The organism is Paenibacillus lautus, assembly GCF_050482385.1.
GTDB lineage: Bacteria > Bacillota > Bacilli > Paenibacillales > Paenibacillaceae > Paenibacillus_AQ > Paenibacillus_AQ lautus_B.
This window is the reverse complement of record NZ_JBCNHV010000013.1, coordinates 101,184-123,811: the sequence shown is the minus strand read 5'-3', so window position 1 is coordinate 123,811 and position 22,628 is coordinate 101,184. Positions and strand designations below refer to the sequence as shown.

22 protein-coding genes are annotated in these 22,628 nt (G+C 48.6%); 10 read left to right on the top strand and 12 right to left on the bottom strand.

Translation table 11 applies throughout. From position 1 onward, the window contains the following. Positions 1-210 precede the first annotated feature (210 nt). Positions 211-900, bottom strand: coding sequence for an FHA domain-containing protein (locus ABEW73_RS17155; RefSeq protein WP_076323719.1), 690 nt, complete (start codon positions 898-900; stop codon positions 211-213). Positions 901-1,102: 202 nt separating this feature from the next. On the opposite strand from ABEW73_RS17155, the gene ABEW73_RS17150 reads away from it, so the two are divergent. The 4 genes from ABEW73_RS17150 to ABEW73_RS17135 all read left to right on the top strand — a co-directional run bounded on the left by ABEW73_RS17150 (position 1,103) and on the right by ABEW73_RS17135 (position 5,759). Continuing rightward, on the top strand, positions 1,103-2,089 hold the full coding sequence (locus tag ABEW73_RS17150) for a glycerophosphodiester phosphodiesterase family protein (protein WP_430166493.1): 987 nt from the start codon (positions 1,103-1,105) through the stop codon (positions 2,087-2,089). A gap of 224 nt (positions 2,090-2,313) precedes the next feature. Continuing rightward, the gene (locus tag ABEW73_RS17145) at positions 2,314-3,054 is read left to right on the top strand and encodes a hypothetical protein (RefSeq protein ID WP_430166491.1); all 741 of its coding nucleotides are present in this window, start codon (positions 2,314-2,316) and stop codon (positions 3,052-3,054) included. Positions 3,055-3,091: 37 nt separating this feature from the next. Continuing rightward, complete coding sequence (locus tag ABEW73_RS17140; protein ID WP_430166489.1) at positions 3,092-4,372, top strand: polysaccharide deacetylase family protein; 1,281 nt, start codon at positions 3,092-3,094, stop codon at positions 4,370-4,372. 274 nt (positions 4,373-4,646) lie between these two features. Continuing rightward, entirely contained in the window at positions 4,647-5,759 is a 1,113-nt protein-coding gene (locus tag ABEW73_RS17135) for a glycosyl hydrolase family 8 (protein WP_430166487.1), read from the top strand. A gap of 28 nt (positions 5,760-5,787) precedes the next feature. Here ABEW73_RS17135 and ABEW73_RS17130 read toward each other — a convergent pair whose 3' ends face one another. The 8 genes from ABEW73_RS17130 to ABEW73_RS17095 form a co-directional block, all read right to left on the bottom strand. Continuing rightward, on the bottom strand, positions 5,788-6,501 hold the full coding sequence (locus tag ABEW73_RS17130) for a sulfite exporter TauE/SafE family protein (RefSeq protein WP_430166485.1): 714 nt from the start codon (positions 6,499-6,501) through the stop codon (positions 5,788-5,790). A gap of 224 nt (positions 6,502-6,725) precedes the next feature. Further along, positions 6,726-7,067: a zinc ribbon domain-containing protein YjdM gene (locus ABEW73_RS17125; protein WP_430166483.1), complete on the bottom strand. Its 342-nt coding sequence runs from the start codon at positions 7,065-7,067 to the stop codon at positions 6,726-6,728. A 327-nt stretch (positions 7,068-7,394) separates the two neighbouring features. Then, positions 7,395-7,895, bottom strand: coding sequence for a cupin domain-containing protein (locus ABEW73_RS17120; protein WP_430166481.1), 501 nt, complete (start codon positions 7,893-7,895; stop codon positions 7,395-7,397). A gap of 100 nt (positions 7,896-7,995) precedes the next feature. After that, a complete protein-coding gene (locus tag ABEW73_RS17115) occupies positions 7,996-8,502 on the bottom strand; it encodes an EVE domain-containing protein (protein ID WP_430166898.1) in 507 nt (168 codons plus the stop codon). Then, positions 8,502-9,044: a DinB family protein gene (locus ABEW73_RS17110; RefSeq protein WP_430166479.1), complete on the bottom strand. Its 543-nt coding sequence runs from the start codon at positions 9,042-9,044 to the stop codon at positions 8,502-8,504. The genes ABEW73_RS17115 and ABEW73_RS17110 overlap by 1 nt, the downstream gene beginning before the upstream one ends. A 63-nt stretch (positions 9,045-9,107) precedes the next feature. Beyond that, positions 9,108-10,055, bottom strand: coding sequence for a helix-turn-helix transcriptional regulator (locus tag ABEW73_RS17105; protein ID WP_430166478.1), 948 nt, complete (start codon positions 10,053-10,055; stop codon positions 9,108-9,110). A gap of 79 nt (positions 10,056-10,134) precedes the next feature. Continuing rightward, positions 10,135-10,884, bottom strand: coding sequence for a class I SAM-dependent methyltransferase (locus ABEW73_RS17100; RefSeq protein ID WP_430166476.1), 750 nt, complete (start codon positions 10,882-10,884; stop codon positions 10,135-10,137). A 338-nt stretch (positions 10,885-11,222) separates the two neighbouring features. Then, complete coding sequence (locus tag ABEW73_RS17095; RefSeq protein WP_430166474.1) at positions 11,223-11,759, bottom strand: hypothetical protein; 537 nt, start codon at positions 11,757-11,759, stop codon at positions 11,223-11,225. Positions 11,760-11,865: 106 nt separating this feature from the next. Here ABEW73_RS17095 and ABEW73_RS17090 point away from each other — a divergent pair, with 106 nt between their 5' ends. From ABEW73_RS17090 to ABEW73_RS17075, 4 genes are all read left to right on the top strand, one after another. Further along, entirely contained in the window at positions 11,866-12,780 is a 915-nt protein-coding gene (locus tag ABEW73_RS17090) for a phosphatidate cytidylyltransferase (protein ID WP_430166472.1), read from the top strand. Positions 12,781-13,195: 415 nt separating this feature from the next. Next, positions 13,196-14,548: a glycosyltransferase family 2 protein gene (locus ABEW73_RS17085; protein WP_430166470.1), complete on the top strand. Its 1,353-nt coding sequence runs from the start codon at positions 13,196-13,198 to the stop codon at positions 14,546-14,548. A 30-nt stretch (positions 14,549-14,578) separates the two neighbouring features. Then, positions 14,579-15,670, top strand: a complete 1,092-nt coding sequence (locus tag ABEW73_RS17080) for an acyltransferase (RefSeq protein WP_430166468.1) — start codon at positions 14,579-14,581, stop codon at positions 15,668-15,670. 6 nt (positions 15,671-15,676) lie between these two features. Beyond that, positions 15,677-16,840, top strand: coding sequence for a glycoside hydrolase family 18 protein (locus ABEW73_RS17075; protein ID WP_430166466.1), 1,164 nt, complete (start codon positions 15,677-15,679; stop codon positions 16,838-16,840). 198 nt (positions 16,841-17,038) lie between these two features. Here ABEW73_RS17075 and ABEW73_RS17070 read toward each other — a convergent pair whose 3' ends face one another. Beyond that, entirely contained in the window at positions 17,039-18,175 is a 1,137-nt protein-coding gene (locus ABEW73_RS17070) for a VanZ family protein (protein WP_430166464.1), read from the bottom strand. Between the two features lie 223 nt (positions 18,176-18,398). On the opposite strand from ABEW73_RS17070, the gene ABEW73_RS17065 reads away from it, so the two are divergent. Then, positions 18,399-18,794 (top strand): MerR family transcriptional regulator, encoded by a 396-nt coding sequence (locus ABEW73_RS17065; protein ID WP_430166462.1) that lies wholly within the window; start codon positions 18,399-18,401, stop codon positions 18,792-18,794. 17 nt (positions 18,795-18,811) lie between these two features. Beyond that, on the top strand, positions 18,812-19,660 hold the full coding sequence (locus ABEW73_RS17060; protein ID WP_430166460.1) for an SDR family NAD(P)-dependent oxidoreductase: 849 nt from the start codon (positions 18,812-18,814) through the stop codon (positions 19,658-19,660). A 50-nt stretch (positions 19,661-19,710) separates the two neighbouring features. Here ABEW73_RS17060 and ABEW73_RS17055 read toward each other — a convergent pair whose 3' ends face one another. Then, the gene (locus ABEW73_RS17055) at positions 19,711-20,700 is read right to left on the bottom strand and encodes a phosphotransferase (protein WP_430166458.1); all 990 of its coding nucleotides are present in this window, start codon (positions 20,698-20,700) and stop codon (positions 19,711-19,713) included. A gap of 371 nt (positions 20,701-21,071) precedes the next feature. Then, positions 21,072-22,550, bottom strand: a complete 1,479-nt coding sequence (locus ABEW73_RS17050; protein WP_430166456.1) for a protein adenylyltransferase SelO — start codon at positions 22,548-22,550, stop codon at positions 21,072-21,074. Positions 22,551-22,628 lie beyond the last annotated feature (78 nt).

Here is a 22,628-nt window from a genome sequence, read left to right as displayed (position 1 = left end):
GTCATTATTTTGAAAACGCAGTCCTGACGCGGTTTCTTTCGTAGAGCAAGCCGTCCCGCATTAGATAAAATAAAGCGCTTTCAATAAAGCTCCGTATGTATCCTCGTATTCAGCAACCGCTATTCCATGCTCATCCCTTTCTGATTGTCGATTCGCTATCTTAACAAAACAAGCCCTCCCGGGCTTTCGGAAGTGCTTGTTCATTCATCCTTATTCTTCTTGTGTCTGCAAAATATAACCTTTTCCCCGGATGCTTTCAATGTCCAGGATGCCTCGCGTCTTCTTGCGCACCCGGTAAATCAGCGCATTCAGCTCCTCGGAGCTCACATCGGGCACTTCATCCGTTCCATAGCTCCGCTCGGGCCAAATGTATACCTTGAGCTGATCCTTGGACACAAACTGGCCTTGGTGGTTGACTAGCAGTTCCATGCATTTGTACTCTTTTTCCGAAAAAGCGCACACATCCTCGCCGTATACCAGCTCCTGCTTGAAAGGATTCAGCCTAAGTCCGCCTGAGGCCTCGACCGCTGCCAGCTGTTTGATGAGCGGTGTAATGTCCATCGTCTCATCCATGCTGAGGATGGAGAAGGACAGCACGATCAGATCTCCAGCGAGTACTATGGTATCTCCATGCTGAAGGGAAATCTCATCGTGGGGAGCCAGCCGTTCCTGATTGACGAAAGTTCCATGTTTGCTGTTCAAATCCTTAATGCTGAACTTTCCGTTTCGATACAGCAGCGCTGCATGCTGCCGGGACACAAATATGTTATCAAACGCGATGTCCGGATCAAAATGCTGGCCCTTGCGGCCAAGCACCGTTATGGGTTTGGTCAAAGCTATAACGTCTCCACGCTCATAGGGGTTCCCCCGCTCCACCATCAAAAAGGAGGATTTGTCCATCATGCTCCCTCCCGTTCATATTATGCTGCTCAATGTGTTTATCAGTTCGCTATTATGCAATTGTTATGGTCCAGCTATTGAGTATGCGCCCAAAATCACTAAGATGTATGAAAGAAGGATTCTTAAAAAGAGAACTTAGATAGAGATAGAGATAAATATAATCTACTACTGCATATTGTATACGATTTTGGGGGATTGGATCATGCGAAAACTAAAAAGATGGAAGAACATCATACTGTTTGTTCTCGTGTTGTTTGTGTTTCTGTTTGTAAATAATACATCCCTGTTCACCAAAGACCGTGACATAGAGCCACTGCTGCTGGCGCATCGCGGGCTTGGCCAGACCTTCTCGATGGAAGGCATTCAAGCCGATACTTGCACCGCCTCCCGCATCTATGTGCCGGAGCATGCTTACCTGGAGAACACCATTCCGTCCATGAAAGCCGCATTCGAAGCAGGCGCCGATATCGTGGAACTGGATATCAAACCAACCAAGGACGGCCAGTTTGCCGTGTTCCATGACTGGACCCTGGAATGCCGTACTAACGTGGAGGGCTCGGTCAAGGATTATACCATGGAGCAGCTAAAAAACATAGACATCGGATATGGCTATACGGCCGATCAGGGAGCGACTTATCCTTTTCGGGGAAAGGGAGTCGGGCTGATTCCGTCGTTAGCCGAGGTACTCGAGGCATTCCCTGACGGCTCATTCCTGATCCATATCAAAAGCACCGACCCTGAAGAGGGGAAACTACTGGCAGAGTACCTGTCCGGACTGCCGGTGAAGCGTCTCAGCCAGCTGACCGTTTACGGAGACGATGAGCCGATCCGGGCATTAAAATCGCAGCTTCCATCCCTGCGTGTTATGTCGAAGGATACGCTGAAGAGCTGTCTCGTATCCTACGCCGGAGCCGGCTGGAGCGGCTACCTTCCATCGGTTTGCCGCAACACCCAGCTGCATATACCGGAAAAATACGCCCGCTACTTGTGGGGATGGCCGGATAAATTCCTGAACCGGATGGACAGCATTAATACGCGCGTCATCCTCGTCGCCGGGGACGGCGGCTGGTCGGAGGGCTTTGACTCCGTAGCGGATTTGGAAAGACTGCCAGACGACTACAGCGGCGGGATTTGGACGAATCGGGTCGACGTGATCGCCCCGGAGTTGACCTTGAAGAAGAATGAATGAGTTGAAGCATCATGTTCGTTTCAATTCATGAATATAGGCGAGTTGAAAACCCGTATAAACCGGAAAATTAGCCCGCTAAAAAGCCCCTGCCCCACCGCGGGGGCTTTTTTTTATTTTCACGGGGTGAAGGGCAAAGTTTTTGGGACGATTTTACCGATTACTATTAATAGGGGTCTTTTAGCCTAATTCATACTAGAATCATTGAATATATAGGAGTTGATATTTTGGCCAGGGAAACAGAGAAAAAAGGAATGGCGTGGTTTAAGAGTGCCCGCTCGAATCAGAACCAGCCCGAGAAGAACAGTGCCGAACAAGAGGATCTTGCCGTAACGGCAGAAGAAGATGCAGCTTATTCCGCGGAGCCTGAACTGCCCGCTGCAGAAGGAAACAAACATCTATTCTCGAAGGATAACCAGGACAAGATCGGCCTCGATGTCATTGTTTCGATCGAGAACATGCTGAAGGAACGGCAGCTTCTGACCTATAAGAATAGGGGCCTGGAGGATCAGCTCTTTACCGCCAACGAGACGATTAACCGCTATAAGCATGAGCAGATCAAGAGAGATCAACTGGTTCAGGAGAAGAACAAGGAAATCCGAGAACTCGAGAACGTGCTAACTAACAAACAGATGACCTACGACCAGCTGCTCGAGGATTACAAGGAATACCAGCTAACATCGAACCTGGCGTACGAGAAGCTCTCCAACCAGTTGGAAACCGAAACCGCCAAGTACAACAAGCTCTATGAGGAGTCTAACAATACGCAATATCAGAGCATGCTCAAGATCAACTCGCTTGAAGAGAAGGTTCGGGAGCTGGAGATTGCCAATCAGAAGTACGCAGAGCAATACCAGAATATCCTGGATGATAAAGCCAAGCTGATGCAGACCATCAATGATTTTACCGAGAAGATGTCCTTCTCCTTCTCACCGAAAACCACGGCTTCCAATACACCATCGGAATAATCATACCCGCATAACAGCTAGAGAAAGGGGGGCCATCATGTCAGAATCTTATGGGAAAATCATAGAGCTGCTGGCGATCGAGAGGGATACCGAAGCATTCGGTCTACGAATCAAGCTATCCCTTATAGAATCGGCGGAGCTAATATGGTTAACCGATAACGAGACCATAGCGAATATAGCAACCGTGGCGGCGTTCGACGGGGTTCATAAATACCGATTATCCTTACATACCGCATGGGATGCCAACAAACAGCAATACATAGGTTCCATTACGCGTACATATCGTGATCATAGTGAGCGGTTTTCATTTGCCTGCTCCGTTCCTTTCAGGAACGAATTAGAGTCCATCAAGAAGATCCGACTTGTAGATGACTTGCATACGCTGCCCTTCCTGTCCACACATCGATCCGAAGCAGATCAACCCGAGGGGTTGCAAGCCGAAGAGGACATCAAGACCAATCATTTCGCAAGGAAACGGCGCCATCTTCCGCTTAAGCTGGTAAGCGCCATCATGATGAGCTTGGTTTTTGTTGTATTATTAAGTTCATTTAATTACTCGTATCCCGGTTACATTCGGCCACAACCTGCAGCAACGGCCACGGCGGAAGCAGAGACCGTCATCCAATTGCTTGCCGAGAACCGAAGCGCACTCATCGGGAAAACCTTGGCAGTCTCAGCGGAGAACACAGCGGAGGGCAAACCGAAGGATATCGAACCCTCTTCTGCTTCCATTCCACAGCTGGAGCTGGAGGAGTTCATCTCGTTCGGTCTGCCCAAAGGTTATGTAGCCCTTACATTCGATGATGGGCCATCCAAGCACTCCATCGATATTATGAACGTCTTGAAAAAACACGAGGTTGGCGGAACGTTCTTCTTTGTTGGCACCAATGTGAAAAAACATCCTGACTATGTCAGGGCCATTTATGCGAACGGATACTCCGTCGGCAGTCATTCCATGACCCATAGCCAGTTGACAAGCCTTACCTATGAACAGCAGCAGGTTGAGTTGACCCGCGTGGCCGACCTTATCGAGCCTATTACAAACGATAAGCTGGTACTCTTCCGTCCGCCCTACGGTGCCTTTGACGATCGGACCAAGGCGTTAAGCCAACAGCAAGGCAGTAAAATGGTGCTCTGGAACCGGGATCCCGAGGATTGGCTGACCCGCGACGAGGATAAAATCCTCGATTATGTCCAGCACATCGAAGCTTCCGGCTCCATCATCCTCCTGCATGAATCTCAAGCAGTTGTGGATGCCTTGCCAAAGATTATTAAGCACCTGCAGGATCAAGGGCTCACTATCGTCAGTTTGCACTAGCCAGATTATAGCTTTAAGAAAGACGACGTCTATCGACGTACTTTCTCAAGAGACAGGCCGTATTTAGCGGGAGTGTTTTGGTGAGATAAGGATGATAGGTCTCTAAAGGTTTAAGAAAAGGCCGTCCTTCGTTGTTCTGTAACTTCAGACATCGGAGTACGGCCTTTTTAATGGATAAACGAACGATGGATCCGAGAAGCTATATTTATTCGTCCCCGGGACTTCTTAAAGGCTTTAGGAACGCAAGCGTAGAATAGTATGTTCGAGGTGACCTATGACAAACTGGATTGCCACTCGCAAGAAAACCATTCTTGCTATCATCGTCGCTCTTGCTCTAACCGGCATCGTCTTCATAGCCTACTCTATCATCCAAAGCAAGGAGAACCCCGACGTGACAGCAGCGTTCATTGAAGAACATATGACCAACGATAATGGTACCATTGCTACCTATCTCAAACCCGCTTCCTCCAAACACCCGGACATCGTTGCCGGAAGAGAGGCGTTATCCGAGTCACTTGGGCTTTGGATGCAGTACGCCGTTTTATCCGACAATCGATCGCGGTTCGACGATAGCGTCCAGCTTCTCACCACCTATTTTCTCCATCAGGAGCAGGAACCCTATATCCGTTGGAAACTCAGACCGGACGGTGAATCCGAGGTAACCACCAATGCGCTGGGTGATGATCTTCGAATTCTCGATGCCCTGTTGAAGGCGTTCAAGCGCTGGGGCGACGATAAATACCTTCGATTGGCGAAGGAGATCGGCACCACATTGCAAGCCTCGGCTCAAACTCAAGGATATTTCGCGAATTATCATGATTTTGAACGGAATGAATCGGCAGCCGTGTTAAGCCTGGTCTACGCGGACATTTCGGCACTGTACGAAATGCAGAATAACGGAATCCTGTCCCGCCAGGAGTATGAACAGTATCAGGATCTGCTCTCCCAAATGCCTTCTGACGGCGTCTTCTATCCCAAAACCTATCAGATCGGCTCCGGTCAATATAAGTACGACGCATCGGTTAATCTGATCGATCAGCTGATCGTTGGCATCCATCTGGCGGAGATGGATCAGCCGCCGAAGGAGCTCATACAATTCCTCAAGGGAGAATTCCAGCAGAATCAGCAGCTGGCAGGCCGCTACAACCGGAAGACACGAAAGCCCAACGCGGCGTATGAGTCACCTGCCGTCTACGGCCTGGCTATTATCCTGGCGTTGAAAACGAATGACCTCCCTTGGGCCCGGCAGCTGCATGATCGAATGATCCAATTCCGAGGCCAAGATCCCGCTTATCCGGGAGGGTATGTGTTTGATGGGAATACGCATGCTTTTGATAATCTGTTTCCTCTGCTCGCGGAGACGCTGTTGGAACCAACCGGGAAATAATCCGTCGCCGCTTAGCTCTTTGGCGTCTTTACAGACTCTCGATGAGCATATACACACCCGTAAAGATTAAAATAATATAAGTGAATATCTGGAATACGCGCTGGTTAATGACGTTGAATAGACGCTGGCCGATCAACAGCCCGACAAATACCAAGGGAAGTGCAATTCCACTCGATACCCAGACCGTCTTGCTCGTTCCCGCCACGATGACCTGAATGATCAAACTCAGGGAATAGATGAACAAATAGAAGGCGAGGGTCGTCCCTCTGAGCTTTGCCTTCTGCGTGTCGGTCCCCGAGAAATATAACAACAGGGGCGGACCCGGCATTCCAATGCTGGTCGTTAGAGAGCCTGCTAGCCCCCCTACCGTTAAATCCCTGCCATGGCTCTGGCGGATTCTGAATTTTAGCATCAGCATGACGGTTAGTGCCAGAATGATCAGACTAACGCCTAACTTCAGATAACCGATATCGATAAGCGAAAAAATAACGATACCGACAGGGAGACCTGCCGCACTTCCGATCACCAATCGCTTGAGGATGCCATAGTCGATATCCTTGCGTATCCTCGCAATCAGAGCAGCCGAGATGACAAGAGATAGAATCAAATTAATCTGAATGGCCTCGTTAGGCTGGAATAAGAGCAGCAGAAACGGCGTAGCCAGGATAGAGAACCCAAATCCGGTGCTGGTCTGTAGGATGGACGCTACGAAAATAATGACGACAAACAGTATAATATCCACGCTGCACCTGCTTTCATCACGTATTGCGGGAAGCTCCTGTTCGAAGCAACTCCATCCTATCATTGTAACATATTGGAATCATGGGAACGGGTCCGTTGGCGCGATTCATTTGTGCATATTGCGCACCAGATGCTATCGGCGTGCCATGGTTAAATGAGAAAAACCCTCCGCTAATGGAGGGTTTTTGTTACCGTGTATCCACCATGAAATGGGATAAACACATCTTATATCTTTTTAACAAATTCCGATTTCAATTTCATAGCCCCGAATCCGTCGATTTTGCAATCGATATCGTGATCGCCATCGACCAAACGTATATTTTTCACTTTCGTGCCTATTTTCAATACAGAGGAGCTGCCTTTTACTTTAAGATCTTTAATTACCGTTACGGAATCGCCGTCGGCCAAAACATTCCCGTTCGCGTCTTTGATGACCTTCGTATCTTCATCATGCTCCGCTTCGGACTTCAGGGTCCATTCATGAGCGCATTCCGGGCAAATCAAGAGGTTCCCATCCTCATATGTATATTCAGAATTACATTTCGGGCAATTCGGCAAAGTAGACATCGTTTCGTATTCTCCATTCGTTTTATATTAACTATACCCTATATTAGAAACCTATGCTGGCCAATACTTATGTTACTTAGAATTAAGCCTTTCCGCAGACACCGTAGAAGATTTGCCATCTCCAGCGTCTGTTTTCTCGTGTCCTCGCTGTGTAATGACGAGAAGAAGGCACGAAGCATTTCCGGGTTTATTTCGAAAACGCGATTTGCCGCTGTAATCAAGCATCTACCGATTTACCCCGTATTTGTTGTTTGCAACTCAAGAGGCTCCACCATCTGTTGTAGCAGACGGGGAGCTCTTGAGTTGCTTCTAATGGCTATCTTTATGTTATTTCACCCACTTATGCAGAAGTGGCCCTTCCTCTCCAAAGACAGGGTCCATATCCGGGACAGGCACGCTTCGGATTTCGTTGATCGCCTGCACCCGATCCGTCGGGTTCCGCTCCCTCATATTTGGCGTATTCCCTTCGGGATAGGCACCAATCACTTCAAAATCAGGGGTACTGGTGAGTTTCATATGCGCAGTGCCTGCCGGCAAAACAATCACATCACCGGTGGCAAGCTCCAGCCGTTCTCCTGCATCGCCGCCCACAAGAACGGTCGCGCTTCCGGATCGCACGCCCAGGACTTCGTGCGTATTGCTGTGATAATGATGGTAATCGTATACACCGCCTGACCAGCTGCCGCTCCAGTGATGCCGGTTAAAGGCTGTCTCCAGCCCGCTCGGGTCATCCGCGAACACCCCATTGTATACAATGACTGGCAGATCGGGATTATTGGGAACCTCTCCATCATCCTTCACGAAAAATGATCGGACATGTACCTCCACGGTCATCCGCTCCTTTCAACTCATTGTTCACTCGTGTACCAGTACCCGGGACGAGCCGTTTTCAAACGGAGTGTTCAAAAATAGGTATTTATGAGAACGGTCAAAGCGAGTTAACCGTTCTTGGTTGTATATGGTCCGAACCGCCGAGCATAGCCTCCGCAATCATTAGGAAATCCTCCCGTTTGATCTCCAAATGCCCATAACGGAAGGCATACCCCCAATTCCGATTCCCTCGCGTAAAGCTAAGCTGGTCCAACAGGCGGGCTATTTTGACTTCCTGACCGGGAACATACCGGATATCCCGCCGGAAGGGGACGAATGATGCGCTCATATGATACTCGTAAACTCGATCATTCACAACCTGGCCTATGGCTGTAAAAGCTTGGAGTGCCTCTCCAGACTTCAAGCCGGTGCGCGGGGAATAATAGATCAGCCAATCACCTTCGCGCATACGCCGCAGTGATGCCGATTTACCGTGACATAGCTGAGCAAATCCCCCTTCCACCCCCAATTTCACATGCGATTCGGAAACCACTCCAATCCAATAACGAGTCCGCTCTTCTAATTGCTCCAGCACATCCTGATATTCCACGACCTGATGTTCCATCATACACGCTGCTGCTCTAAAGCCTGTTTCAACCGGTCGAGCTGCCGGACATGATGCCTGTAATGCATCTCGATGAGCAAAAACCACTCTTGTGCATGCAATCCTCCGAAGCTCGGATGGGAGACGGTATGCAGCAGGGATGCCTCTCCAAGCATTGGCTCGGTTTGTCTCATTCGTTGGACGACAGTATCCAAACCTTGAATCAATTGCTCTTTCGTTGCAGGCTGCTCCGGCGTATATTGGGGAGACGGCGGAACCTGAATGCGGATGGGAGGGTAACCTCCCTGTTCGAATATTGCCATACCTACTTCCGTTTTTCCCGCTGGAGGGGCTGCTGCATCCCCAATCGGGTTTAAACATAACTCAATATTTTGCAGATGCATGTATAACGCGGATTGAATCAAGTGCTGATACATTTGCCCGATCGACCACTCGTCCTCTGCCTGTCTGTACTTTAATTCCTCCATGCTGAAACCATCCAGCTCCTGTAGATAAACCTGCACCGTCTCTTCGAACCGCTGCAATGCTTCCGTTGTATTCATATCTACCACTCCCTTAAATCGTCTTTGTACCGAATATACAAAAACGCTACTGACAACGTCATGTCAGTAGCGTTTTAACATCTTTTCCGCTTCATCACGGATCTGATCACGGAAGGATTCCGGCTCAAGGACGACGACATTGGATCCCCAGCCGAGCACCCACTGAATAATCTCCTCCGGCCGGCGAACGCGAAGGCTCACAAGCAGCCCGTCCTCACATTCTTCCAATGTCTCCATGTAATAATTACCGGATTCCTTAACTCGATCCGCAATATCGGGATTTGCCAGAATCCGAACTTGCAGATTTCGATCATCCGGAGGTCGATAGTCGGCCAAGTCAAAATCCGGCGGCATCTCAAACCGCTCTTCAAGAACCGTCAGATCCTTCATGCGGGACAGCCGAAAATGGCGGATGCCTTGCCGCAGATCACACCAGGCAACTAATGTCCATGAACCTTGAAGAAAGACCAGCCCATAAGGAGCTGCCGAGCGAATGCTCTTCCGATCACCTCTGGAATCGGGCATTTTCTTCACATAATGGAATTCCACCTTACGCCCTTCCAGTATGGCTCGGCGAACCATTTCCACATAATCCTTCTCTTCTCCTGAAGTTGCCTGGTTACCGGTAGTCAGCAGCCGCATGGTCTTTCGAACCCGCGAGGCATCTGCGCGGACAGGCTCCGGCAGAATAGACTCTAGCTTTTTACGGGAAGCCTGAGCCTTCAAACCATATCCTGCGTCAAAGCGTTGTTCGACGAAATCCGTTCCAATGAGCAGCGCCACGGCTTCCTCCGCCGTGAACATGACCGGCGGCAGAAAATACCCTTCCATTAACGAGTATCCTTGCCCGGGGGCTCCCATCACAGGTACGCCCGCTTCGCTAAGGGCCTGAATATCCCGGTAGATGGTCCGGACGCTCGTCTCGTATATGGATGCCAAATCTTCAGCCCGCACAACCTTTCGCTGCTGCAGCTCAAGCACGATAGCCAGCATCCGATCTGTTTTGTTCATGCTGCTGTACCTCCCGTTCCATTATTAAAGCCAGTACTCTATTATTCTGCAAACAGCGAAATCGATCAAGAAGGTCTGCCTAAACCTCTCCCCAGTACACCTTCGTCTCATAATCAAAAAACACGCAGCCATCCTGCTCATTCCGTTCATATATCGTGCGCAGTTCGTTCATCATTGGTTCGTAGTTCGGATGCCCTGACAGCGGAGCGTAAGAGGACGAGTGCAAACGGCCGCATAATCCCTCATAATCAAACGTCTGCCGATTGAAGAATTCCGCCTCCTTCATGTCCCCCGCCCGGAAAAAAGCAGCCAGCGTTTCGTGCGCAATGTTCTTCTGATCCACTTCTTTATAATCGGTGCCATAGGTAAGGAGCAGCTGCTCATACGCTTCCAGGAATGGCGTTCCCTGCGTGAGCCTGGAATTCCATATCAGGGCAACCTTCCCGCCCGGTCTCAGGATCCGCCGGAACTCCGTTTGGGCGGCGTCACGGTCAAACCAATGAAAAGCCTGGGCGCTCACGATATGATCCACCGATTGATCAGGTAGTCCCGTCACTTCGGCTGAACCCGAGACCATTCGAAAACCGGGCTTGCCCCCAAGGTCCGACTCGGCAGCTTCCCGCATCGCCTGATTGGGTTCCACGGCAGTTACGCGGCTCCCCCGCTTCAGCAACAGCTTCGTGAATATCCCCGTCCCGGCGCCAACATCGGCAATCTCGCCGTCCAATCCTACCGTATCATACAGATAATCCATGACCTCTTGGGGATAACTCGGGCGATACTTCGTGTACGAATCGACGCGATTCGAAAACCGTTCCTTGCTGTTCATCCTAAACCACGCTCCCATCCAAGATATAAGCGAAATCCAGACAACGACGATTATTGTTTCATTAGATGAAACCCAATTTCATTTTCAACTCCATTTTATAGCAACACTCGCTGATTAGCCAGCATTTATTGCCTAACCCCTAACAAGATCGGCGGGTGTCTCATTTTGAGCACTTACATTACAGAAAACCCCGCATTCGCCTGGACAGGCAAACCGGGGTTATTTGGGATTCAATTAGAACGGGCTGCCTGTCGAGCTGGAGTCGTGATGGTCATCGCCGCCACCTGCAAAATATGTTACAGCAAATCGGCTGCCGAAACCTGCACGCGAAGTTGTATCTAGGGCTCATACTCACTCAGTTTCCCTTCATAGATCAGTTGCAGGCGCTCGCTTTGGCGAAAATCATCCGGCGTCACCAAGGCGGGCAGCTTATCCCATAGCCTGACTCCGGACCGATGTAGAATCTCCGCCACGAATTGCGAACAGAAATAGGAATTGCTGAATTCGATCGGTTCCTTTAGCGCGATGCCCAGGACGCCCAATATATTATAAAAATACTTTTTGTCCTTTCGGATAAAAGCCTGCAGCACCCGCTTCATTTTCGCGATGTCGCGTTCCGATACCTGTAGCTCATAGATGACGCACGTCGTGTTGGGATATTTGCTGAACGTTCCCGTCTTCAAATCCTCCTTCACGAACCCGCCGTTCAAGGGATTGTTGGGATTCTTTCTCCCGAAGCTATATAACTCCGACAGCTCCCGGTTAAAGGATATCGAAGCGTGGTTGTAAGGTGCTCTTGTATAGCCCTGAATGACTTTCGTAAAGAGCGTTCCGGTATTGGTAAGCAGTACAAAGACCGAGTGATCGTCTACCATTCACGAAATTTCCCCTTATCCATATTGAATTATTCCTTCATAATAACATATGATTCCTTTAGTAGAACAAAGAATGATACCCTTACAAGTTGGTGATGATAGGCATATGGACAGCTCGCTTTTAACTATAATCCTGATATTCTCCGTCTTATCGGTCATCCAGCTTCTCTATTACGTGATGAGCAAGACGCAGCCGAATATCGACTATACCGAAGTCGGATTTCGCATCAAAACCTGGTGGGGCATGCTGGTCATCTTCTGCTTGGCAACGCTTCTGAATCCGGTGGTTTCCCTGCTATCCCTTATGGTGCTGACCTTCTTTACGCTCAAAGAATATTTCTCGATGATCAAAACACGGAAGGCCGATCGCCGTTTATTTCTGTGGGCGTATTTAACCATACCCGTTCAATTCTATTGGATCTATATCGAGTGGTACGGGATGTTTATCGTGTTCATTCCGATCTATGTATTCCTGGTGCTGCCGCTTCCGCGGTTGATCAATAAAGGCACTGTCGGATTTATGCGCAGCGTCAGCTCGACCCAATGGGGCCTGATGCTTATGGTGTTCGGTCTCAGCCACCTGGCCTATTTCCAGTTTGCCACGCCCCAGTATGGAGCAGGGCTCGTGCTGTTTCTCGTCGTCTTAACGCAGCTGAACGATGTGGTGCACACGCTCGCCTCCCTCTATTTTGGCAGACGAAGAATCGTGCCGACCTCCAATCCAAATCTGACTTGGGAAGGCTTTGCCTGCGCGTTTATCATTACCACCGCAAGCTCCTATCTTATCTATCCCTATCTGACGCCGCTCAGCCCGACGTTTGGCCTTCTGTCCGGCATGCTCATCAGCCTCGCCGGCTTCTTCGGCAGCTTGACGGTTTCGGTGCTGAAGCGCGATTTATTAATCGGGGATGACGGGCGATTCGATGCCTTGAAGAAAAGCTATCTGAGCCGGGTCGACAGCCTGACCTATACCTCCCCGATCTTTTTTCATTTCATCCGTTACTTCTATGACTTTATGTAGTACCTCAGATAACCACAGGTATACAAGCCATAACCATGCGAGCTTAGGCTCAACTTGGTTATGGCTTTTGTCAGATATAGATTTCCGTGCCAAATCGCTTTAGCCTTCTAAAATATAGAAAGTTGAACCAAAACAGAGACTGCTCTTGAAAAGCATCTATGTATTCGTTTTCTTGCTCCATAGAGCGGTTTTACATTTAGGAGCCAATTACGATAGTTTATTACATAGGGTGTCATATGGGTTTATATGGAATGAAAGGTTTTAAATGGGATGATATTATCCCTTTATACCTGAATTTTATCCCTTGACATTGCTTGTTATAGAAAAAGCGCATACCTAATCCGAGTCCAATAGAGTAGGCGCACCATACTGGTCTTCATTACAAAGAGAGACAGAGAAGAGAGGAGTGAGGAGTTTGCAGTACTTTTTTTATGGATTAGCCGGCGTATTCCTTGTGTTTCAAACCCTGTATACGTTCATCCCGCTGCTATGCAGCAAGGTGAAGAAGCTGAATCCCGATCTCGTCGAAAAATCAATCTCTGTGCTCGTCCCCGCTTACAACGAGGAGCTGACGATTCGGAATTGCATCGATGCCATGACCGGCTTGCATTACAGCAACTATGAAATCATGATCATCAACGACGGCTCCAAGGATGGGACGTTATCCGCGCTTGACGAACTCCTGGATTTGGAGCCGGATGCCAGGATGGCAGACAGTAAACTGACTTATAAGCCGATAAAAGGATTCTATCGTTCCAATCGATACCGCCATATTTACGTTATCGACAAGGTGAATGGCGGAAAAGCCGACTCGCTGAATGCGGGCATCGATTATGCCGCCTCCGATATCGTGATCACCCTGGATGCGGACAGCATGCTGGAAGCCGACTCGCTCAAGTATGTGAATCAATACTTTCACGATGACGAGATCATTGCGCTGGGCGGTACCGTCAAAATTGTACAGGGTGCCGTGCGGGACAAGAACGGTGCCATTATGGAGAAGTTTCGCGGAAAAGGGCTCATCAAGAGCCAGATCATCAATTATACGCACGGCTTCTACGTCCGCAAACTCACGCAATCGTATTTTAATTCGATCGTAGTGATTTCAGGCGCTTTTGGTGCCTTCTATAAAGACGTTCTCGTTCATGTTAACGGATTCCGCAGCACGGTGGGGGAGGATATCGACATTACGCTGAAAATCCACGAGTACATCAAAGCCAATCAATTGAAGAAAAAACTCGTCTACGCCCCCGAAGCGGTATGTTACACCGAATGTCCGGAGAATCTCCCCAACTTCTATAAGCAGCGCATTCGCTGGCAGAAGGCGTTTATTGACTGCATCCTCATCTATTGGTCCAGGCTGTCCCAGAAATTCAGCGTTAGCGTGAGTCTGTTCTTTGCGATTGACGGGTTTATGCTGGGGACGCTCTCGGCGTTTACGACGATATTTTATCTGGGGCAGACGCTGATCGTTGGCGGGAACATCCTGCATGCGATCATCTTCCTGCTGATGAGCGTGCTGCTGAATGCCGCACAGATCATCATCGCCCTGTACTTATGCCGTAAATATGGCAGTACGTATACGTTCTCCGATTATGTGAAGATGTTCTTGTTCAGCCAAGCGGAGCTGTTAACCTATCGAAATTTGCTGCTGTACATTAACATTGCGGGGACATTCAAATATTTTGACAATGATGAGGGCTGGGGCTTCGTGGAGCGCAAAGGCGTGGCCGCCATCAGCCAGAACATTGCCGCAGGATCGAATTAACTTAAGGTGAAGGAGGCTGCCTGAAACAGCATGGTTCCCAATAAAAGAATTATCTATGTCGATATTCTACGAATTCTATCCATTGTTGCCGTCATTATTCTGCACTACACAGCGGAGGTGCTGACCAACACGAATGATTTCAATTCCTCCTCCTGGTGGATCAGCAACGGGTTCAACTCCATATCCCGCTTCGCCGTACCGGTCTTCTTCATGATTAGCGGAGCGATGATCCTGCGCACGAAGATTACATCCTACCGGGAGTTCTATACCAAGCGGGTCGTACCGCTGCTCATTCCCCTTCTGACCTGGTCGCTCATCTATGGCTTGTACAATCAATACTATCTGATGCAAAGCAAGCTGAATGCCTATGAGTTCGTTGTTGACTTCGGGTATCGGCTGCTGACCGACCGGAATTATGTGCATCTGTGGTTCCTATACGCCATTATTGCCATCTATATGACGGTGCCGCTGATGAGCAAATTCATCAAATCCTGCAGCGAGAAGGATCTGCGGTATTATCTGCTCCTCTGGTTCATCGTCAGTATCGCCTATCGCTTCATCTCGGATGCCGTATTCCGTGCAACGGATCAATACATCAACATTCCGATCATGAACATCCCGTTCTTCATGGGCTTCCTTGGCTATTTTATCCTTGGGTACTATCTATTCCATTTTGAACTGCCGCTTAAGGCAAAAAACATACTATACAATCTGGGGATCATCTCGTTTTTTATCACGCCGGTGGCCACCTATTTTGTCTCGCTGCGCAGCGGTGTCCTGGATGAGATGTTCTACGGTAACTATTCCGTCACCACCTTCTTCATGGCTGTCGGTTTGTTCATCTTCTTTAAGGAGAAGGAGGCCAAGATCAGCGATCAAGTGAACCATAAAATCCAGAAATTGATCAGCTCGGTCTCCCGGGCCAGCTTCAGCATCTATCTGATTCACCTGCTGGTCGAAATGATGTTATCCGGCCGAACCGAGGTCGAGGCCACGTTTCTGGAAGCCTCCCTCAGTCTGATCGTGAATATCTCCATCATCTTCGCCATCAGCTACATCACCGTCAAGGTGCTGAACCTAAGCAAAACGGCAACCTACATTCTATTCGGCGGGCGGGGTTAAAGGACAATGAGAATCACGATATATACAAAAATATTCATTGTGGTGCTGCTTGCGGGCATGGGTCTCTATTTCTATCAGATCTCCTCGGCAGAAGAGCGGAAAATCACGGCGGTATACGTGGAAGCCTGGCAGGATTACCGAAACATCAAGCTATCGGAGAAAGGCGTGGACATTGCGTTCATCGCTTTCGCCAAGATCAAAGGAACGGATCTCTACTTCCATGAAGACAGCACAACCAACAACCAGATCAAAGAAAATATCAAGCAGTTGAAGGCAGCCAATCCGAAGACCCAAATGGTGCTGGCCGTAGGTGGTTACGGTGCAGATGGCTTCTCCGACGCTTCGCTGGACGGCAACCGGTACCTCTTCACCGAGAGCATCATCAACCTGGTCAAGGAACTGGATTTAGACGGCGTGGATATCGACTGGGAGTATCCGGCGTTCCATGCCTGGAATACGCAGAAAGCACGCCCGGAGGATACGAAGAATTTCACCAGTCTGATGAAGGAGCTGCGGGAGAAGCTGTACAGGCTGCCTCACAAGAACAAGAACTATCTGCTGACGTTCGCCTCTGGAACCCAGGACTGGTATTTCCAAAATGTCGAGGTCAAAAAAGTGGAGAAATACGTGGATTACATCAACGTCATGTCCTATGACCTGACCGGGAAGTGGTCCGACACCACAGGCTTTAACTCCAATCTGTATGTGGATAGCCAGGGGAAATCCAAACACTCCATTGATAGCATCATCTCCATGTACCTGGACCATGATGTCGACAGCAAGAAGCTGCTGCTCGGCGTGCCTGCTTATTCGTACGGCTGGAAAAACGTGAAGGAGGCCAAGGGTGCCAAAGACGGCCTCTTCGCTCCCGGAACGCCCATCGATATCGACAAGGTGAACCTCAATTATAAGCAGATCGAGAAGGCCTACCTGAACAAAAATGGCTTCAAGCGTTATTACGACAAAAAAGCTAAGGCCGCCTACCTCTATGACGGCAATACCTTCATCAGTTACGAGGATCAAGAGGCCTTGAAGGAGAAAGTGGCGTACATTCAGAGTAAGAATCTCGGAGGTGCGATGGTCTGGCAGTACTCCCAGGACGCGGAGGATGGCATCGTGAAGTATCTGACGGAGCATTTGAATGAGAGGCAACAAGCCGACAAGCGGTAACATGCGGCAACGGTACCTTTTCTTAAGCCAGTCTTGACAGCGTCTTTAAGAGGGTACGCGTCTAAAGTCACTACTGCTTTATCAAATAAAGCCGATGATCCTCGCAGTCGAGTGCGGGTCATCGGCTTTTTATATTCTGTCAGCCCCTGCGCGTGCTTGTTGCGGCCGATTCATCAGTATCGCCTATATTTTCGTTAATCACTTTTCACCAGTGACTCTTACAGCCTCTATGTGACTGTATCGATTAAAATAAAGCGTTGTGTCCTTTTTAATCCATCTGATCACGATATGACAGAAAAGAAAGAACCATAACAGACCTGTAAGAAAAACCACTCCAATTACAAATAGGTTAGCTAGAAGATCTTCACCCATTTGATTAGAAAATATCTTCGATAAGGCTGAGAGCAATAAAGGCATATAAACAATGATGTAACGTCGGCTCAAGCTTCCTAACCAATTCCCCTTTTCCGGAATTAATCTCATGCGAACGATCTTAGAGCCCACCGTATTTCCTTTCCAAATTACAGGGATAACTACCATAACCACAAAGAAAACAATGGCAAAGATGATCTCGTCAATGAGTACTCCTGGTCTCTTCAGCAACCCGAATATAAAGTTGGTTATGATTCTGGCGACTATTATATTTAGAAGAACCTCCATGAGTTGGGCACCGAACGTTGCCTTTCTTTGATTGTTAAAGAAGTGGCTTTGTTCACTAAGGGTCTCCCTCGATGGAATTAACACCAAAAACATGGGAGCGAGGATAAAGCCAAGTACGGTCCCCACCGTATTGGTCAACAAATCATCTACATCAAATATACGATAGGGGCATTCAAAAATGCCAAACAAAGCGGTTCGTTGGGTTATTTCAAAGAAAAGCGAAACACCAAATCCAATAAGAGCAGCATGAAACCACTTCGCTTTCCCCTTAAAAAAGTATCTCAGAAAGACACCTAAAGGAAACAAAAGCAAAACATTAAAAAACATTTGATAAAAGGCTCGCGCTGTCAACAAGTCGATATAACTTGAAGGCACCGACCAATGAAATCCGCTTTCACGTTGAATATCCCGAATAAATTGAAAAGGACGATTTTGAATGAAAATCGCGCCGGGATTAATCGAAGCACAATTATACCGAGTACTGGGTATTGGAAAAATCACCAAGAAGAACGCACTTAATCCATAAAAGATAAAGCTCAAGATAAGTAATGTTCTCCAAAAGCTAAAGTATCCATGTTTACGATACTGATAAACGGCCCATGGCAGCGTCAGAATGGACGCTAATAAAAAACATATGGAGAGCGCAATGAAAATAGGCAATACATAGGCTTGCATTCTATTCTCCCTTTCTGATTGCAACTAGAGGAGGTATAACAACTGAAAGGATGAATAATCTTCAGTCTTTATAAGTATTTCCAAAAGTTTGATCTGGCAATACCTGATGATCTATTTCCCCAAAGGGCACAGAGAGCGTAAAAATCGATATTGACTTGGTGTTAACACCAAGTTGTACGATAATATGGCAACGGACTCCCTGCTGCAGAAAAGAGGTGACCTTATGGGGGACACATTCTCCATCAAACAAGTGTCTAAACGAACCGGACTGACCGAGGATGCCATTCGCTATTACGAAAAAATCGGGCTCCTCCCTCCTCCCAAAAGGAAAGATAACGGCCATCGTGTCTATCACTTGGAGGATGCTGAGATTATGGAATTGATCACATGCCTGAAGAAGACAGGAATGTCGCTGGAGGATATGAAAGCATATGTGCATCTTCCCTTTAAGGAAAGCATTCAATCCGTTCCGGAGATGAACGCCATGCTCCAGAGTTACCGTCAGAAAATTACCGATCAAATTTCGGACCTGCAGCGCATTCTGCGGTTCATCGATGACAAGTTGAACTATAATCAGTCCCTGCTTAATCCCGATAGGGCGAACAGCAAAGAATCTTAAGTATAGGAGATTTACCCATGACACATAAAAGAAATAACAGAGTCGCCTTGATCACGGGCGCAAGCTCCGGCATTGGCTTGGAGCTAACCAAGCGATTATTATCCGAAGGCTGGCAAGTCCTCGCTTTGATTCGTTCTGCCTTTCCATCCGATGATTTTCTTGTACAAAACTACCGTAGATCGCAGCAGCTGAGAATATACACGGCCGATTTGTCGGATTTCACGGATCTCCATACCTCGCTGAATCAGATCAAAAAACACGAGAATCATATCGACCTGCTGTTTAATAACGCAGGTGTCTCCTTCGGCGAATTATCCTACTCCAAACAAGGGCGCGAGATGCATTTTGAAGTAAACTCCGTGGTGCCTTATATCATCTTGATGGAAATGAAAGAGCTGCTAGAAAAGGGCAGCCTCAAGACGGTAATCAACACATCCTCCAATGCGTTGCTGTATCTCAAACAGTTCGATTACCATACATTGGCATCCCCTACCGTGTTCAAGAAGCTGGTTGGACCTTATGCCGCGAGTAAATTAGCCCTATCGTTGTGGACTCAGGAGATCGCCACTGCCATACAGAAGGATGGCATTATGATTAGGAGCGTCTGTCCGGGAGCGAATAAAACAACCATTACCAAAAATGCCGGGATGCCAAGATTTATGATCCCGATCCGTAACCTGTTCTTCTCCCATCCCCGTGAAGGAGCTTCACGTCTGTATGAAGCAGCGCTAGGCGGCTCCCAACAATCGACGGGAGTCTTTCTCAACAAGGGTAAAGCAACGCCTTTGAAATTCTCAAGCCAAAGTATGGAGCTACTCAGAACAATAGAGCCGATCTATGAGAAGGAGTTTGCAACCATATTGTAAACCCATGCAGGAGAGTTTATGATGTTTTCAGCCCATCTCATGAAGGCCTGTTACCGGGTTTGCTGCCATTCCTCCATGAAGCGCAGGGTGTTGCACGCGTGATGATCAGCCAAATTTGATGCAAATGCCTGATCCGGAAATCCACGGTGAAACAGCTTCAAGCCGCCCGAGGTTAATGAGATATAGTGATGCAGACGGTAGAACAACATCCGATTCGGATCAAGCCCGCTTTGTTGCAAATACCGATAATGCTCACCGAATCGAAGCTCAAGAAACGTATGCTCATGCTCAATGTCAAAGAATTGCGCACCTTCAATATCAATCAGATAGGGCTCTAAACGATCTGTAACCAGGATATGGTCAGGCCCCAACTCGCCGTGGATAAAGCCATACCGCTGGCGGGAATTGATCCTGGATTCAAGCTCATGCAATACAGCGAGCAGCCTGTCGTGATTCTTCCGAATGCTCTCGTTATGCAGGATGATGTAGGACAGCTGTTCCTTAGCATTTTCCAACTGCACAAGATGGCATCGCTCCCGCTGATTCCCGCTTTGATCCGGCTTTCCATAGTTCTGTCTGTGGTTTGCATGCATGCGTTCGATCATGTTGCCCACCCGTTCGAAGACCTCATCCCGAACCCGTTGATCCGGATGCTGAAAGTAGGCCTCCGCCTTCTGTCCCTCAATATATTCGACTAATGCATAGTCAAACGGGTATTGCTCCCGTTCCGTGTGAAGATGATATAGAGCAGGCGTAGAAATACCATGGTCCTTTAACCATCTGTTATTGATTTCGAACGAATGACCGCCAAAGGATCGTTCATGCACACTCTCGTTCGCTATTTCTTCCTGAAAATAATTCTTCGTCAAATCCCACACATACAACACGCATGAGAATCCATTTTGACACTGGATCTTATAGACGACCTTTTGCGCCCCGCCATGCATCTTCGTGACATCCGCCACAATATAACCGGTACCCAAAACCTTCCCGACATACTCCTGTACATCTGTTTCATCGAGGTGACAAGTCCAACTCATGAAACCACGCTCCATTTCATTTGTTTTTGCCGGCTCCCCCACTCTATGACATTTCCGGGCAAAAATATAGACTGTTTCTTTCGGTTCTGCTATGATGTTGAATAAGGTCTCGAAAAAAATTGCCATACGATGAATAGCCCCTGGACACCGGTCCAGGGGCTTTTTTGTGCATCTCGATGCATAAATGATGCAAGGCCAAGCAAGGGAATTCTTGCTTGGCCTTTTTGAGGTTCTTGGAGTTATATCCATTACCCGTGCGCATGATGGTCAATGTTACGGTGGGTCGTCTTGATCATGCTAATCTCCGAAGTTCATTAAATTTATTCTTATATCGCCTAATTTTTTCCTATTGGAGAGATTCCTGTATATCCTTACGTACCGCAGAAGGTTCGGTAAGGACGGGAAAGCTCGGGCACGATAGCATATTCAGTCTGTTCCGGAGAATGCGCGTAGGGATTAGACAGAACGTTCAGCAGTTCTTTCATCACGCTGTAGTCCCCTTCGCTCTCCGCTGCTTCCAGCGCTTCCTCCACCCTGTGGTTACGAGGAATGACCGCAGGATTGCTGCAACGCATTAATTGATGGGATTGGTCCTTGGATTCCTGCTGGCTGCCAAGTCTCGCCTGCCAACGCTCATACCAGGAAGCCAAATCGGGTGTGCCATTTAGAGGCGTATCCTCCAGCTTATCAAATGTTAACGCACGGAAGGTATTGGTATAATCCGCCTGATGATTCTTCATCATCTTGAGGAGATCTTCGATCAGGGATTCGTCATCCTCCTCTTCATGGAAGATCCCCAGCTTGGCTCTCATGCCTGCAAGCCACTGCTCGTGATACAGATCGGTAAAGCTCCCGATTGCACCCTCGGCCAGCTTAACGGCCTGCTCCTCTTCTTCATGCAGCAGCGGCAGCAAGGATTCGGCCAATCTTGCGAGATTCCAAGCCGCAATATATGGCTGGTTCACATAGGCATAGCGGCCTTGTGAATCGATGGAGCTGAATACCGTATTCGGGTCAAATGTATCCATGAAGGCACAAGGGCCATAATCAATCGTTTCCCCGCTGAGGGTCATATTATCGGTGTTCATCACCCCATGGATAAAACCGACGAGCTGCCACTTGGCGATTAGAGTCGCCTGACGCTTGATGACCTCCTGCAGCAAAACCAGATAACGGTTGGCACCGTCGCCAACGTCAGCTTCCGGGTAATGCCGCTCCAGGGTGTAGTCTGCCAGAATCCGCAGATCCTCGGTTGTACCCGCTCCCCTTACATATTGAAACGTCCCCACTCTCACATGACTTGAGGCCACACGGGTCAGAATTGCACCTGGCAGATCCCTCTCACGAGTGACAGGCTGTCCGGTGGACACCACCGCCAGGCTGCGGGTGGTCGGAATTCCCAGCGCATGCATGGCCTCGCTGATGATATATTCGCGCAGCATCGGACCCAGAGCCGCCCGACCATCTCCTCCACGGGAGTACGGGGTCCGGCCCGAGCCCTTAAGCTGAATATCCATACGCTCATCCTGCGGCGTGATTTGTTCACCCAACAGGATCGCACGACCGTCGCCCAGCATCGTAAAATACCCGAATTGGTGCCCAGCATAAGCCTGTGCGAGCGGCGATGCCCCCTCAGGTATCTCGTTGCCCGCGAGCATCGCTGCACCCTCGGGGCTCTTCAGTCCCTCGGCGTTTAAACCCAGAGATGCCGCCAACGGCTCATTAAGGATGACCAACTCCGGTGAGCGCACAGGGGTGGGATCTTGTTTGGTAAAAAAGGACTCCGGCAGCTTGGCATAACTGTTATCAAAATTCCAACCTATATCGATCATGGCTTTCTTATGGGTCATGGGATCTCCTTCTTCAAGCAGTATGATGATGACAGTATCTACTTATTATTTAAACACAAGTCGCTCTTTGTAGGGTTT